At 63.6% G+C, this 14,313-nt stretch carries 16 protein-coding genes; 15 read left to right on the forward strand and 1 reads right to left on the reverse strand.

The annotated features are described in order from the left end of the window. The first annotated feature begins 224 nt into the window (after positions 1-224). The 9 genes from rplS (at position 225) to MesoLj_RS05680 (ending at position 9,088) form a co-directional block, all read left to right on the forward strand. Positions 225-770, forward strand: a complete 546-nt coding sequence (gene rplS / locus MesoLj_RS05640) for a 50S ribosomal protein L19 (RefSeq protein WP_027042867.1) — start codon at positions 225-227, stop codon at positions 768-770. 155 nt (positions 771-925) lie between these two features. Beyond that, on the forward strand, positions 926-1,339 hold the full coding sequence (locus MesoLj_RS05645; RefSeq protein ID WP_056574646.1) for an organic hydroperoxide resistance protein: 414 nt from the start codon (positions 926-928) through the stop codon (positions 1,337-1,339). After that, a complete protein-coding gene (locus MesoLj_RS05650; RefSeq protein ID WP_202325366.1) occupies positions 1,336-1,872 on the forward strand; it encodes a MarR family winged helix-turn-helix transcriptional regulator in 537 nt (178 codons plus the stop codon). The genes MesoLj_RS05645 and MesoLj_RS05650 overlap by 4 nt, the downstream gene beginning before the upstream one ends. Before the next feature lie 157 nt (positions 1,873-2,029). Continuing rightward, positions 2,030-2,827 (forward strand): transporter substrate-binding domain-containing protein, encoded by a 798-nt coding sequence (locus MesoLj_RS05655; protein ID WP_140776073.1) that lies wholly within the window; start codon positions 2,030-2,032, stop codon positions 2,825-2,827. Between the two features lie 137 nt (positions 2,828-2,964). After that, positions 2,965-3,777: an amino acid ABC transporter permease gene (locus MesoLj_RS05660; RefSeq protein ID WP_202325367.1), complete on the forward strand. Its 813-nt coding sequence runs from the start codon at positions 2,965-2,967 to the stop codon at positions 3,775-3,777. 55 nt (positions 3,778-3,832) lie between these two features. Further along, complete coding sequence (locus tag MesoLj_RS05665; protein ID WP_202325368.1) at positions 3,833-4,468, forward strand: class I SAM-dependent DNA methyltransferase; 636 nt, start codon at positions 3,833-3,835, stop codon at positions 4,466-4,468. Positions 4,469-4,883: 415 nt separating this feature from the next. Beyond that, positions 4,884-6,293: a 3-isopropylmalate dehydratase large subunit gene (leuC, locus tag MesoLj_RS05670; RefSeq protein WP_140776070.1), complete on the forward strand. Its 1,410-nt coding sequence runs from the start codon at positions 4,884-4,886 to the stop codon at positions 6,291-6,293. A 277-nt stretch (positions 6,294-6,570) separates the two neighbouring features. Further along, positions 6,571-7,767, forward strand: a complete 1,197-nt coding sequence (locus MesoLj_RS05675; protein WP_202325369.1) for a GGDEF domain-containing protein — start codon at positions 6,571-6,573, stop codon at positions 7,765-7,767. Between the two features lie 106 nt (positions 7,768-7,873). Continuing rightward, entirely contained in the window at positions 7,874-9,088 is a 1,215-nt protein-coding gene (locus MesoLj_RS05680) for a GGDEF domain-containing protein (protein ID WP_202325370.1), read from the forward strand. On the opposite strand, the gene MesoLj_RS05685 is transcribed toward MesoLj_RS05680, so the two are convergent. Then, positions 9,072-9,434, reverse strand: coding sequence for a hypothetical protein (locus tag MesoLj_RS05685; protein WP_172347913.1), 363 nt, complete (start codon positions 9,432-9,434; stop codon positions 9,072-9,074). The two genes, MesoLj_RS05680 and MesoLj_RS05685, sit on opposite strands and share 17 nt — an antisense overlap. Before the next feature lie 315 nt (positions 9,435-9,749). Here MesoLj_RS05685 and MesoLj_RS05690 point away from each other — a divergent pair, with 315 nt between their 5' ends. The 6 genes from MesoLj_RS05690 to MesoLj_RS05715 all read left to right on the forward strand — a co-directional run bounded on the left by MesoLj_RS05690 (position 9,750) and on the right by MesoLj_RS05715 (position 14,281). Beyond that, positions 9,750-10,175 (forward strand): hypothetical protein, encoded by a 426-nt coding sequence (locus MesoLj_RS05690; RefSeq protein ID WP_202325371.1) that lies wholly within the window; start codon positions 9,750-9,752, stop codon positions 10,173-10,175. 232 nt (positions 10,176-10,407) lie between these two features. Then, complete coding sequence (gene sdhC / locus MesoLj_RS05695; protein WP_202325372.1) at positions 10,408-10,827, forward strand: succinate dehydrogenase, cytochrome b556 subunit; 420 nt, start codon at positions 10,408-10,410, stop codon at positions 10,825-10,827. Between the two features lie 2 nt (positions 10,828-10,829). After that, positions 10,830-11,225: a succinate dehydrogenase, hydrophobic membrane anchor protein gene (gene sdhD, locus MesoLj_RS05700; RefSeq protein ID WP_140776064.1), complete on the forward strand. Its 396-nt coding sequence runs from the start codon at positions 10,830-10,832 to the stop codon at positions 11,223-11,225. 1 nt (position 11,226) lies between these two features. Then, positions 11,227-13,062 carry a succinate dehydrogenase flavoprotein subunit gene (gene sdhA / locus MesoLj_RS05705; RefSeq protein WP_202325373.1) on the forward strand — a complete coding sequence of 612 codons (1,836 nt, stop codon included), beginning with the start codon at positions 11,227-11,229 and terminating at the stop codon, positions 13,060-13,062. 2 nt (positions 13,063-13,064) lie between these two features. After that, positions 13,065-13,502, forward strand: coding sequence for a DUF3052 family protein (locus MesoLj_RS05710; RefSeq protein WP_202325374.1), 438 nt, complete (start codon positions 13,065-13,067; stop codon positions 13,500-13,502). After that, positions 13,502-14,281, forward strand: a complete 780-nt coding sequence (locus tag MesoLj_RS05715; RefSeq protein WP_010912301.1) for a succinate dehydrogenase iron-sulfur subunit — start codon at positions 13,502-13,504, stop codon at positions 14,279-14,281. The genes MesoLj_RS05710 and MesoLj_RS05715 overlap by 1 nt, the downstream gene beginning before the upstream one ends. Positions 14,282-14,313 lie beyond the last annotated feature (32 nt).

Consider the following 14,313-nt stretch of genomic DNA (forward strand, 5'->3'; position numbering starts at 1 on the left):
ACTCGCGCTCGGGCGTGACAAAGCGCCGAAATAGCTGTATGTGCGCGCCGAACCGGAAGAAAAATCTGCCGGGCCCGTCAACAATGACGGTGTAGTCGCCCCTGTCCGATGTCTTGGAGACAAAAATGTCTCGGAGACAAAGGACATAGCCGAGCGGTCGATGGAACTGCAAGGCGAGCGCAGGGCGCTCTGACTGTCGGAAGAACAAGAAGTGGACTATTGAGATGGATATTCTCCGTCAGCTCGAGGCCGAGCAGGCCGCCAAGATCGAAGCCAAGCGCAAGCTCCCCGAATTCCAGCCCGGCGACACCGTGCGCGTCCAGGTCCGCGTGACCGAAGGCACCCGCACCCGCGTCCAGGCCTATGAGGGCGTCGTCATTGCCCGCGCCGGCTCCGGCTTCCAGGAAAATTTCACCGTCCGCAAGATCTCCTACGGCGAAGGCGTCGAGCGCGTGTTCCCGGTCTACTCGCCGATGGTCGAGGGTGTCGAGATCGTGCGTCGCGGCAAGGTGCGTCGCGCCAAGCTCTATTACCTGCGCGATCGTCGCGGCAAGTCGGCCCGTATTTCGGAAAACACCGGCGTGCGCGCCCGCAAGCTCAACGATGAGGAGCGCGACGCGCTGAACGCCGAGAAGGCCCGCATCGAGGCCGAGAAGGTCGCCGCTGCCCAGGCGCTGGCCGCCGAGACGGCCGCCAAGGAAGCCGCCGAGAAGAAGGCCGCCGCCGAAGCTGAGGCCGCCAAGGCCGCTGAAGCGACCCCGGCCGAATAAGATTTTCGGCAATCTCATTCAAAAAGGCGGCTTCGGCCGCCTTTTTTCGTTTAACCAGACTGTGAACGCTCAGGCCTCGGAAATTGGATCCGGGTGTTGACGGCATATTACCTTGTGTACTAAATAATAGTGCACAAGATAATTGGAGACATGATATGGCACTTTATACCGCACAGGCTCACGTCACTGGTGGCCGCGCCGGCCATGGCGAGACCAGCGATGGTCTGCTCAAGGTCGATCTGGCGATGCCCAAGGAGCTTGGTGGGCCGGGCGGCGCCACAAATCCCGAGCAGCTTTTCGCCATCGGCTATGCTGCCTGCTTCGAAAGCGCCATCCGCTTCGTCGCGCGCAAACAGAAGCTGCCGCTCGAGGATGCGGCGATAACCGCCACCGTCAACCTGCTTCCCAATGGCGAGGGCTTCAAGCTCGGTGTCGCGCTCGCGGCGGAGACGAAAGGCCTTGATCAGGCGGCCGCGGAGGCGCTTGTATCGGAGGCACACAAGATCTGCCCCTATTCGAACGCCATCAGGGGCAATGTCGACGTAGCGCTTTCGGTAAAGGCGGCATGACGACAAAAGTCGAAACGAGAGCCAAGGATGTCCCGGCGGAGGCCGCTGGGACATTTCACGTGCCGCGGCTCGATCAGCAGCTGTGCTTCGCGCTCTATTCGGCGAGCGGGCTGATGACCAAGGTTTATCGCCCGCTGCTCGAGCCGCTTGGTCTCACCTATCCGCAATATCTGGTGATGCTGGCGCTGTGGGAGCACGCGCCGAGCACCATTGGCGCGCTTGGCGAAGCGCTGGGCCTGGATTCCGCGACGCTGACGCCACTGCTCAAGCGGATGGAGGCGGGTGGGCTCGTCACCCGCCGGCGCGATGCCGCCGACGAGCGCCGGGTGCTCGTCGAACCGACGGCCAAGGGCCAGGCGCTGCGTGCTCACATGAAGGATGTGTCCGCTGCACTTGCCTGCAGCGTGCCGTTGGAGCCTGGCGAAGTGAAAGCGCTGCACGCAACACTCACCCATCTTGTCGCCGGTCTGCGCAACGCTGCGACCGATGATCGATCAGCGGATGCGGAAGCGCCGGTCTCCGGCTCGAGATAAGCAGATCATCCCGAAATCCCTGAATTGAGGGCATTGGAATCCCCTTTCACGCGCGCTGACGCAGCGGACCGTCTTGCATGGCGTTTGCGGAAAGCTAAAGTCGGCGCCGGATTTCCTGTAAGCCCATCCGGGCGCTTTCAATTTTCGGGAGTGTGTCATGACCAAGTCGAAACTGCTGCTGGCCGGCCTGCTTGCCCTCGTCCTGGCGCCTGTTGCCGCTTTCGCGCAGGCGCTGCCCGACCTCGGCGGCAAAAAGGTGGTGGTGGTGACCGAAAACGCCTATCCGCCTCTGCAGTTCATCGACGCCAAGACAGGCAAGCAGATCGGCTGGGAATATGACGCGATGAACGAGATCGCCAAGCGGCTCAACTTCAAGGTCGAGTACCAGAACACCTCCTGGGACGCGATGATCCAGGCCGTTTCCGACAACCAGTACAACATCGGCATGACCGGCATCACCATCAAGGACGACCGCAAGGAGAAGGTCGATTTCTCCGACCCCTATATGCGCTCGGAACAGTTCATGCTGGTGCGCGGCGACGAAAGCCGCTTCACCGACGCCAAGACCTTCGGTGCCTTCAAGGACGGGCTGATCGGCGCGCAGGCCGGCACCACGCCTTTCTACACCGCCGTCTACAGCGTGCTCGACGGCAATGAGCAGAACCCGCGCATCAAACTGTTCGAGACGTTCGGCGCCACGGTGCAGGCACTGAAGTCGGGCGACGTCGATGTCGTGCTGACCGACGGCACCGCCGGCAAGGGCTATGTCGATGCGTCAGAGGGCAAGCTGAAGCTCATCGGCGGACCGCTCGGCACCGAGGATTTCGGCTTCATTTTCCCGAAAGGGTCGGACCTGGTGAAGCCGGTCAACGCCGCGATCGCGGCTCTCAAGGCGGACGGGACGTTCGACGCGCTGAACAAGAAGTGGTTTCTTGACTACAAGATGGGGCAGTAGGCCCTGTTGTTGACAGCAGTGCCTGTGCGGGAAATCGCGCTGAGTTTGCGCTTGAGCACCCCCCTCTGCCCTGCCGGCAGGACAGGGGGTGCCTTGGCACCTGACCTTCGCGATATCTGCCTTGCCAGCCGCGCCTGATGGCACCTTCGTCTTCCTCCACCAAAGCCGAATTCCCCTGGTGGCTTGCCGTTGCCGCTGCCCTTGCCCTGGCGGCGGCTTTGTTCATCGCGGCCAGCGATCTCTACGCCCAGGTCTTCACCACCGTCGCCAAGGGCATCGGCGTCACCGTCTTCGTCACTGTGGTCGCTTTCGCCCTGGCGTCGATCATCGGCCTCGGCATCGCCTTGATGGGCCTGTCCGCGTCGCCCTGGCTGCGCCAGATCGCCCGCTTCTATGTCGAGATCATCCGTGGCGTGCCGATCCTGGTGCTGCTGTTCTGGATCGCCTTTGCCGGTGCACCGGGCTTCGTCGCGGCCTGGAACGCGCTGACCGCGCCGCTGCAAAACGCCGGCTATCTCGGCGAGCTTCTGGTGCGCGACGTGTCGCTGCTGTGGCGCGCCATCATGGCGTTGACCATCGGCTACTCGGCCTTCATCTCGGAGGTTTTCCGGGCCGGCATCCAGTCGGTCGAGAAGGGCCAGATCGAAGCGGCCAAGGCACTTGGCCTGAGCCGCGCGCAACGCTTCCGGCTGATCGTGTTTCCGCAGGCGATCCGCACCATATTGCCGCCGCTCGGCAATGATTTCGTCGCCCTGGTCAAGGATTCCTCGCTGGTCTCGGTGCTCGGCGTCGCCGACATCACCCAGATGGGCAAGGTCTATGCCGCCGGCTCGTTCCGCTTCTTCGAGACCTATTCGATAACAGCCTATATCTATCTCATCCTGACCGTCGGCCTGTCGCTGGCGCTGAGGGCGCTGGAGCGGCGCTTGCGCCGCCAGCACGAGGAATAGTCTTTGGACGCGGACAGGGTTACGATCCTGTCGACATACAGGTTCGGGAGGTCTCATGATCGTCGACAAAGCCAATGCGGCGCTGGATTCCGTCTATGGCGCCGACACGCCGGAATCGCTGGCGCAGGCCTACGCCGCATGGGCCGCGACCTATGACAGCGAGACCGCCTCGCTCGGCTATCTGCTCCCCTTCCTGATCACCGCCTGGGTGGCGCGCTATGTTCCGACCGGTGAAGGGCCGCTGCTCGACGCCGGCTGCGGCACCGGCCTGTCGGGGCCGTCGCTGAAGGCGCTTGGCTATCGTGACATTGCCGGGCTCGACCTGTCGGATGACATGCTCAAGATCGCCGGCAGCCGCAACGCCTTCAGCGAGCTGAAACAGGCGATGCTGGGTGGACCGCTGCCATGGCCGGACGGTCATTTCCGGGCCTTCTTCTCGACGGGCGTGTTCACCATCAGCCACGCTCCGGCATCCGGCCTGCACGATCTGGTGCGCATCACCAAAAAGGGTGGCCACGCCATCTTCACCGTACGCGACCAGGTGTTTGAAAGCGGTGGCTTCCAGGCGGTGTTCGACGAACTGGAACGGGCAGGCAAATGGCGCCTGGTCGAGCAAAGCCCGTGGTTCCGCTGCTATGCCATCGCCGAGCCGGATGCTTTGGTGAAGACGTTCGTATTCGAGGTGATGTGAGCTGCGCCTTCTTCCTTCTCCCCCTTGTGGGAGAAGGTGGCCTCGCGAAGCGAGGTCGGATGAGGGGTGCTCCAGCTTGGCACTGACGACACTCCGTCACCCACCCCTCAACCGTCTCGGCGCTACGCGCCGATCCACCTTCCCCCACAAGGGGGGAAGGAAGAAGGCACCGCCACGCCGCAATTGCCGAAAAGCCAAAACATTGGTATGAGCCACGCCATGGAAGAGCTTTTTGGCGATCCGGCCTACAAGGGGTTCGTGCTGCAGGACAGAAAACGCCTGCCGTCGCGCTTCTCCGCGCGCGTGTCCGGCGCGCTGACCAGCCGACTTACCTAGGCCAACCTGTTCAGGTTGTCGCGCCGGGAACTGCCCGGCGTCTGCTCTTTCCCATTCTCATATCGACGGATTTACGCACATGAGCGCACCGCGCACCCTCTACGACAAGATTTTCGACGACCACGTCGTCGACCGCCAGGACGACGGCACCTGCCTGCTCTACATCGACCGCCACCTCGTCCATGAAGTTACCAGCCCGCAGGCCTTCGAAGGCCTGCGCCTGAGCGGCAGAAAAGTCCGGCATCCGGAAAAGACTCTGGCCGTGGTCGATCACAATGTCTCGACCTCGCCCGAGCGCAAGTTCGGCATCAAGAACGAGGAAAGCCGGATCCAGGTCGAGGCGCTGGCCAAGAACGCCAAGGATTTCGGCGTCGAGTATTATTCCGAGAACGATATCCGCCAGGGCATCGTCCACATCATCGGCCCGGAGCAGGGCTTTACCTTGCCCGGCATGACCATCGTCTGCGGCGACAGCCACACCTCGACGCATGGCGCGTTCGGCGCGCTGGCGCACGGCATCGGCACGTCGGAAGTCGAGCATGTGCTGGCGACTCAGACGCTGATCCAGCGCAAGGCCAAGAACATGCTGGTCCGCGTTGACGGCCAGCTGCCGGAAGGCGTCACCGCCAAGGACATCATCCTGGCCATCATCGGCGAGATCGGCACTGCCGGCGGCACCGGCTATGTCATCGAATATGCCGGCGAGGCGATCCGCTCGCTGTCGATGGAAGGCCGCATGACGATCTGCAACATGTCGATCGAGGGCGGCGCGCGCGCCGGCCTGATCGCGGCCGACGAGACCACCTTCGCCTATGTCAAGGACAAGCCGCGCGCGCCGAAGGGCGCGGCCTGGGATGCCGCACTCGCCTACTGGAAGACGCTGCAGTCCGACGAAGGCGCGCATTTCGACAAGGTGATCGTGCTCGACGCGGCGAAACTGCCGCCCATCGTCTCCTGGGGCTCTTCGCCCGAGGATGTCGTCTCCGTGCAAGGCATCGTGCCGAACCCGGACGATATCACCGACGAAAACAAGCGCACCTCCAAGCAGCGCGCGCTCGACTATATGGGCCTGACGCCGGGAACCAAGATCACCGACATCACGCTCGACCGCGTCTTCATCGGCTCCTGCACCAATGGCCGTATCGAGGATCTGCGCGCCGCCGCCAAGGTGATCGAGGGCAAGACCGTCAATCCGCGCGTCAACGCCATGATCGTGCCGGGCTCGGGCCTGGTCAAGGAACAGGCGGAAGCGGAAGGCCTCGACAAGATCTTCCTGGCCGCCGGTTTCGACTGGCGCGAGCCGGGCTGCTCGATGTGCCTGGCCATGAATGACGACCGGCTGAAGCCGCATGAACGCTGCGCCTCGACCTCGAACCGCAATTTCGAGGGCCGGCAAGGCTTCAAGGGCCGCACCCATCTGGTCTCGCCGGCGATGGCGGCGGCGGCGGCGATCGCCGGCCACTTCGTCGACATCCGCGACTGGAAATAACAGCCGGTCCACACGTTCCCACGTATGACAGACCCCGGACCGCATCGCGGTTCCGGGGTCTTTTTCATCCGAGCAACGCGCATAATCGCCTAGAGCCGGATGATTTCAGGTCTGTTCGACCTGAAATCTGAATCCGCCTCTAAATCAAAGAGATAGAGCATGATGTCGTCCGAAAACCGCTTCACACTTTTCGGCATCATGCTCCAGGCTTAACCGCTTGTTTGGGCTTGCCCTCTACACTCTTACGCGACGTCAAACGAGGGGAAGTCACGGTCCTTTGGACACCGGCCTGTTCATAGCGCTGCTCAATCCAACGATCGCGCTGGCCCTCGGCGCGGCCTTCTTCGTGCTATGGACCTATCAGCGCCACCGCCCCTATCTGGCCGTGCTGGCGTTCAGCTACTGTGTTTCGGCACCCGGCTTCCTGTTCCAGTATTTCACCTTGCCCATCGGCATGGCGCTGACCAAGCTGGTGTCCAACATCTGCTTCACCATCGCCGGCTGCTGCCTGTCGGGTGCCATCGTCGCCCGCTACGGCCGCAAGGTGCCTCGTGTGGGGATCGGCGTGCTGGCGGGCGGCGGCCTGGCGTCATTTTGCTGGTTCCTGTTCGTCGAGCCGGATCTCACCTGGCGCATCCTGGCGATGAATTTTGCCTTCGGTGGCATCAGCCTGCTGGTCGCCGCCGAATTGCGGCCGGTGCGCAACAATGGTCCAACCGAGAAGATCCTGTTCCTGCTGTCCCTGCTGTCGAGCCTGAACTTCTTCGTGCGCACTTTGATCGTCGTCATCGCGCACGGGCCGTTCACCAGCTATGATGGTTTCTACGGTTCGTCCTACTGGACGACGGCACTGCTCTCGCATGCGCTCTTGTCGCTGCTGATCGCGCTTTGCCTGTTCACCGCCGCCGCACTCGACGTGATGAAGGCGCTCAAGGCCGAGACGCATACCGATCCGTTGTCGGGCCTGCTCAATCGGCGCGGCTTCGAGGAACGCGCCGAGTTCCTGTTGCAGCGTTGCGCGGCGGCGAAGTTCCCGGTCGCACTGGTGTTGGCCGACCTCGACCATTTCAAGACGCTCAACGATGTGCACGGGCATGCCGCCGGCGACCGGGTGATCGCCGATTTCGCCGCCAAGCTGCGGACGGCTACTGGCGCGCGAGGGGCGGCCGGACGCATCGGCGGCGAGGAGTTCGCCGTGCTCTTGCCCCTGAGCGATCTCGCCGCCGCGCGGCTGTTCGCCGAGGCCGTGCGCACACTCTATTCGGCAGGCGGCATCGACGGGCTCCCCGCCGGCACCAAGGTCACCGCCAGCTTCGGCGTGGCGGCCCGCAGCGGCGAGGAAGCGCTGGAACCCTTGATGCGCCGTGCCGACGAAGCGCTCTACAAGGCCAAGAAAAATGGCCGCGACAGTGTGCGCCTTTCCTTCGAGCGGCCGGAGGCGGTGTTCGTACCGGAGCCGTCCAGAGCCGGATGATTTCAGAGCGAATCGACCTGAAGTCTGATCCGTCCCCAATTCAAAAGAGATAGAGCATGATGCCGTCCGAAAACCGGTTCACACTTTTCGGGGGGTGCGAAAAGAGATGAGCGGCGCCAACTTCATCCTGTTGATCAATCTGTCGGTTGCCGGCCTGCTGGCGGCATCCTTCATGGCGGTCGCGTTCCATGATGCCGGCCGCGCCCCGGCACGATGGTTTGCATCAAGCTATGTCCTGGGCATGGCCTATTCGGCCATCGAATTCAGCATTCCCGCCTTCACCGATGCCCGGCTGCCGGTGGTGACGGCCTTCGCGGTTTTCCTTGGCGCAACAATAGCCTTCAATGCCGGACTGGCGCGCAAATACGGCGTCACGCCGCCATGGCCGGCGATGCTGTTCTTCCTCCTCGCCGCCACCATCACCGTCTATCTCGTCCAGGACCTGCCGCGCCAGTCGCTGGCCCGCATGGCGGCCTACCAGCTTCCCTATGCCGTCATGCAATTCGTCGGGCTGGCCATCGTCTGGTCGTCGAGGCAAAGGCATGGCCGGCTCGATCGTCTCCTGATGGCCGTGCTGGCCGCCAGCGTGCTGCTGTTCGCCTCAAAGCCGTTCATCGCGCATGCGCTCGGCGGCTGGGGGGCCAATCCGCGGGCCTATCTGCAAAGCAGCTACGCGCTGGTCTCACAATCGCTCGGCACTGTCTTTGCCCTGGCGCTGGCGCTGCTGATGTTGGCCATCCTGGTTCGTGAGGCGCTTGCCGAAGTGACGTCCAGGTCGGAGACGGACACGCTCTCGGGACTGCTCAATCGTGGTGCCTTCACGCGCCAGGCCGAGCTCGCGGTGCTTGGCGCGATGCGACAAGGCGTGCCGGTCGCCCTGGTCATCGCCGACCTCGATCATTTCAAGAGCATCAACGACAGTTTCGGCCATGCCTCCGGCGACCGCGTGATCGAGACCTTTGCCGGTTTCCTGCGCGAAGCCGCCGCCGGCCACCATGTCGCGGGCCGCCTCGGCGGCGAGGAATTCGCAATCATCCTGCCCGGGACCAACCTCGCCGCCGCCCGGTTGTTCGCCGAAGGCACGCGCAGCGCTTTCGGCGCGCTGCCCATCGAAGGGCTGCCCACGGACAATCGCTGCACGGCGAGTTTCGGGGTCGCCGAACTTCATCCGGGCGAGGAGATTGCCGATCTCATGCGGCGCGCGGATGAAGCGCTCTATCAGGCGAAGAATGCCGGTCGCGACTGCGTACGCATTTCCGCCGGGCCGGCGGATGCACGGGTGTCAGCCGCGTCGGAAGCCAACGCTAGCGGCAGGGGCTGAGTTCGGGCATTTCGCCGTCGGACAGCCCGTACATGTAGCTGCGGCCTTTGACGAAGACCGGCGGCCGGTAGCAATCGCTGTAGCCTGATATCTCGTCGGATTCGTTCTGGTAGATCACCTTGGGCTGGCCGGCACTGGTGTAGTCGGACAGCTGCTTGGCCAGCCTGCCTTCACCGACGAGGATGCGCTTGTAGCCGGCGGCGCTGTCGATGACGAGATTACCGAAGGAATCGGCGTAGACGCGGTCCTGATGACGGGTCCCGGCGAGCGCCGGTACAGCCAGGCCGGCAACCGAAGCCGCCATGATGATCGCCGCAAGGCGCGATCTGCCAGAGTTCGAACGCATGGCGTCCTCCGTGTTCGAGGTTGATAGGACGCATGTCGTTGCCCAAAACCGCCGACGCACTTTGGATCGACATGCACAGCCTCCTCGAATCAGAAATTAACCTTTTCTTAACCTTTGTTAAGAGGCCGGCGCGTTTGGCGGCGATGTCTCGATAAACATGGTTAATATCCGTCTGGGCAAAAACCCGGCGGCCATCATTCGGCCATGCTTGGCCGCACCATCGCGGCCGGCATCGAATGGATCTGAGGGTAACGCCGGGGCAACCTTGATCTTGGCGCGGCATCGTGGCTAGTCTGCCGCGCGGGAGGACAGCATATGGCGTTACGCCGAACGGTTTGGGTGTCCGTTTTCCCGTTGCTCGGTATCGTTGCCGCCTGCGTGCCGCAGGATGGCGCGCCGAAGGCGGCCAATACCGTCCCGCCCCCGCCGGCTCAGCAGTCCGTCGCGGCCGCGGCGCCCCCGGCGCCCGCGACCAAGATCACCACCGATCTGACCGCGCCGCGATCCGGCATCGGCACGGCCACCTACAGATGCGGCAATAACGGCATGATCACCATCCAGAACCTCGGCTCGTCGTTGCATGTGGTCGGGCCCGACGGCGCGACCGAGGAGTTTGCGGCGTCGCCCGCCAACCAGTCCAGCCGCTACCAGGAGGCCGCGACGCATGACGCAATCGTGATCGACGGGCGTGAGGCGCTGGTGATGAAAAGGGGCTCCACGCCACAGACCTGCAAGCGATGAGGCCCGCGTAAACCGCGGCGGCCTATCGCACTGCAGCGAACGCTGTGCCGGCTTCTAATCGATTGAGGCGAAAGGCCGCCGGTTTGTCAGACTAAATGACGTTTCCAAAACGATTTTCTGGCTTTGACGCGGTGCAAAAAGAGCATTAGAAACCGGCTGTCCGAAGTCGCAACCGAAAGCGGTAATGCCGCATTTCCACCTGGGGCTCCAGAGACGCCGAACTGGGGGAGCCATGAGCAAATCACCAGCCACCCGCGAATTCGCCCGGCGTGAACGGCCACTTTCGCCGCACCTGAGCGTGTACCGGCCGCCGATCACCATGACGATGTCGATCATCCATCGCATCACCGGTGGCGCGCTTTATTTCGGCACGCTGCTGGTCGCGGCCTGGCTTATGGCGGCGGCAAGCTCGCAACCGGTTTTCGACTGGGTCAACTGGGCTTTCGGCACCTGGCTCGGCCGGCTCATCCTATTCGGCTACACCTGGGCGCTGATGCATCACATGCTGGGCGGCGTGCGCCACCTGGTCTGGGATACCGGCGCCGGCCTCGAAAAGCACACGGCCTCCAGGATCGCCTGGGCAACGCTTGCGGGTTCGATCCTGCTCACATTGCTGATCTGGGTCGCCGGCTATATGGCGCGAGGAGCCTGACCATGAGTAGTGGCAAGACCGACATGCGCACGCCGCTGGCGAAAGTCCGCGGCCTCGGCTCCGCCCGTGAGGGCACTGGCCATTTCTGGCGCCAGCGCCTCACGGCCATCGCCAACATTCCGCTGACACTGTTCTTCGTCGGGTTCCTCATCGCGCTCAACGGCGCCGGCTATGCGGAGGTGCGCGCGGCGCTTGCCAATCCGTTCGTCGCCCTGGTGCTGGCCCTGGTGCTGGTCTCCGGCCTTATCCATATGCGGCTCGGCATGCAGGTGATCATCGAGGACTACGTGCATGGCGAAGGCATGAAGCTGGCGCTCATCGCGCTCAATACATTTTTCACTGTAGCGGTTGGCGTCGCCTCGATCTTCGCCCTGCTCAAGCTGGCATTCGGAGGCTGAGTTGGCCAAGGACGCGAAATCAGCCAACACGGCAGGCTATACCTTTGTCGACCACAAGTTCGACGTGGTGGTGGTCGGGGCCGGCGGTGCCGGCCTGCGCGCCACGCTCGGCATGGCCGAGCAGGGCCTGCGCACCGCTTGCATCACCAAGGTGTTCCCAACCCGCTCGCACACGGTGGCGGCGCAAGGCGGCATTGCCGCCTCGCTGTCCAATATGGGGCCTGATTCCTGGCAGTGGCACATGTACGACACCGTCAAGGGGTCGGACTGGCTCGGCGATGTCGATGCCATGGAATATCTGGTGCGCGAAGCACCGGCGGCGGTCTACGAACTCGAGCACTATGGCGTGCCGTTCTCGCGCACCGAAGAGGGCAAGATCTACCAGCGGCCGTTCGGCGGCCACATGATGAACTACGGCGAAGGCCCGCCGGTGCAGCGCACCTGCGCCGCCGCCGACCGCACCGGCCACGCCATCCTGCACACGCTTTACGGCCAGTCGCTGAAGAACAACGCGCAGTTCTTCATCGAGTATTTCGCGCTCGACCTGATCATGGAGCCGGACGGTACCTGCACCGGCGTCGTCGCCTGGAATCTCGATGACGGCACCATCCACCGCTTCTCGGCCAAGATGGTGGTGCTGGCGACCGGCGGCTACGGCCGCGCCTATTTCTCGGCCACCTCGGCCCACACCTGCACCGGGGACGGCGGCGGCATGGCATCGCGGGCCGGCTTCCCGCTGCAGGACATGGAATTCGTGCAGTTCCATCCGACCGGCATCTATGGCGCCGGCTGCCTGATCACCGAAGGCGCGCGCGGCGAGGGCGGCTATCTCGTCAATTCCGAAGGCGAGCGCTTCATGGAGCGCTACGCGCCGTCGGCCAAGGACCTTGCCTCGCGCGACGTCGTCTCGCGCTGCATGACGCTGGAGATACGCGAGGGTCGTGGCGTCGGCAAGAAGAAGGATCACATCTTCCTGCATCTCGACCATCTCGATCCGGCCGTGCTGCATGAGCGGCTGCCCGGCATCTCGGAATCGGCCAAGATCTTCGCCGGCGTCGACCTGACCAAGGAGCCGATCCCGGTGCTGCCGACGGTGCACTACAATATGGGCGGCGTGCCGACCAATTACTGGGGCGAGGTGCTGAACCCGACAACGCGCAGCCCCGACAAGGTGTCGCCCGGGCTGATGGCGGTCGGCGAAGCTGGTTGCGCCTCGGTGCACGGTGCCAACCGGCTGGGCTCCAACTCGCTGATCGACCTGGTGGTGTTCGGCCGCGCCGCGGCGATCCGCGCCGGCCAGGTCATCGACCGCAAGGCGGCGATCCCTTCGCCCAACGCAGCCTCGGTCGAGAAGATCATGGATCGCTTCGACGGGCTGCGCCATGCCAATGGCTCGACGCCGACGGCGGTGCTGCGCGAGAAGATGCAGAAGGCGATGCAGGAAGACGCTGCCGTGTTCCGCACGCAGGAATCGCTGGAGAACGGCTGCAAGCGCATTTCGGAAATCTGGGGCGAGCTCAAGGACGTCAAGGTCTTCGACCGCTCGATGATCTGGAATTCCGACCTGGTCGAGACACTGGAACTGGAGAACCTGATGGCCAATGCCATCACCACGGTCTACAGCGCCGAGGCGCGCAAGGAGAGCCGCGGCGCGCATGCGCGGGAAGACTTTTCCGCGCGCGACGATGCCACCTGGCGCAAGCACACGCTGGCCAAGCTGAGCGAAGACGGCAAGGTGACGCTCAGCTACCGGCCGGTGCACACCGAGCCGCTGCTGGCCGAAAAGGACGGCGGCATCAACCTCGCCAAGATCGCGCCCAAGGCCAGGGTGTACTGACGATGGCGCTGGCGGCGACGGGATATTCCGGCACGCCTCTTCCGGCCAAGCTCGGCCTGAAGGACGGCATGACCGCGGCCTTTATCGCGCTGCCGCCGGAACTCGACGGCCTGACGGACGCCGTCGCCTTTGCCGGAGTCGATCGGCTGGCCGATTGGTCCGGCATTTCCGGCGTTGCTCTCAAATACGACGCTGTCCACGCCTTCACCAGGCAGCGCGCCGAGATCGAGAATCGCTTGGGCGATGTCGAGGCGGCGATCAAGCGTGACGGCATGGTCTGGGTGTCCTGGCCGAAAAAGGCATCAAAAGTGCCGACCGATGTCACCGAAGGTGTCGTGCGCACTGAAGCGCTGAAGCGCGACCTTGTCGACGTCAAGGTCGCCGCAGTGAATGAAATCTGGTCCGGGCTGAAGCTCGTCATCCGAAAGGACCTGAGGTAATGGTCGAACTCACGCTCCCCAAGAACTCGAAGATCCAGCAGGGCAAGACCTGGCCGAAGCCGGAGGGCGCCACCAACCTGCGGGAATACCGCATCTACCGCTGGTCGCCGGACGATGACGAGAACCCGCGCATCGACACCTATTTCGTCGACATGGACGATTGCGGGCCGATGGTGCTCGACGCGCTGCTCTGGATCAAGAACAAGATCGATCCGACGCTGACATTGCGCCGCTCCTGCCGCGAAGGCATTTGCGGCTCCTGCGCCATGAACATCGACGGCTCCAATACGCTCGCCTGCACCAAGGGCTGCGACGACATTTCCGGCGCCGTAAAAGTCTACCCGCTGCCGCATATGCAGGTGGTCAAGGACTTGGTGCCCGACCTCACCAATTTCTACGCCCAGCACGCCTCGATCGAGCCGTGGCTGAAGACGGTGTCGCCGCAGCCGGCCAAGGAGTGGCTGCAGAGCCACGAGGACCGCGAGAAACTCGACGGGCTCTACGAATGCATCCTGTGCGCCTGCTGCTCGACCTCGTGCCCGAGCTACTGGTGGAACGGCGACCGCTATCTCGGCCCGGCGACGCTGCTGCAGGCCTATCGCTGGCTGATCGACAGCCGCGACGAGGCCAAGGGCGAGCGGCTCGACAATCTCGAAGACCCGTTCCGGCTCTATCGCTGCCACACCATCATGAACTGCGCGCAGACCTGCCCCAAGGGCCTCAACCCGGCCAAGGCGATCGCCGAGATCAAGAAGATGATGGTCGAGCGGCGCGTCTGACACCGACTATCTTGCCGTCCTAGGGGCGGGCT

It is taken from the genome of Mesorhizobium sp. 113-3-9, assembly GCF_016756515.1.
Lineage (GTDB): Bacteria > Pseudomonadota > Alphaproteobacteria > Rhizobiales > Rhizobiaceae > Mesorhizobium.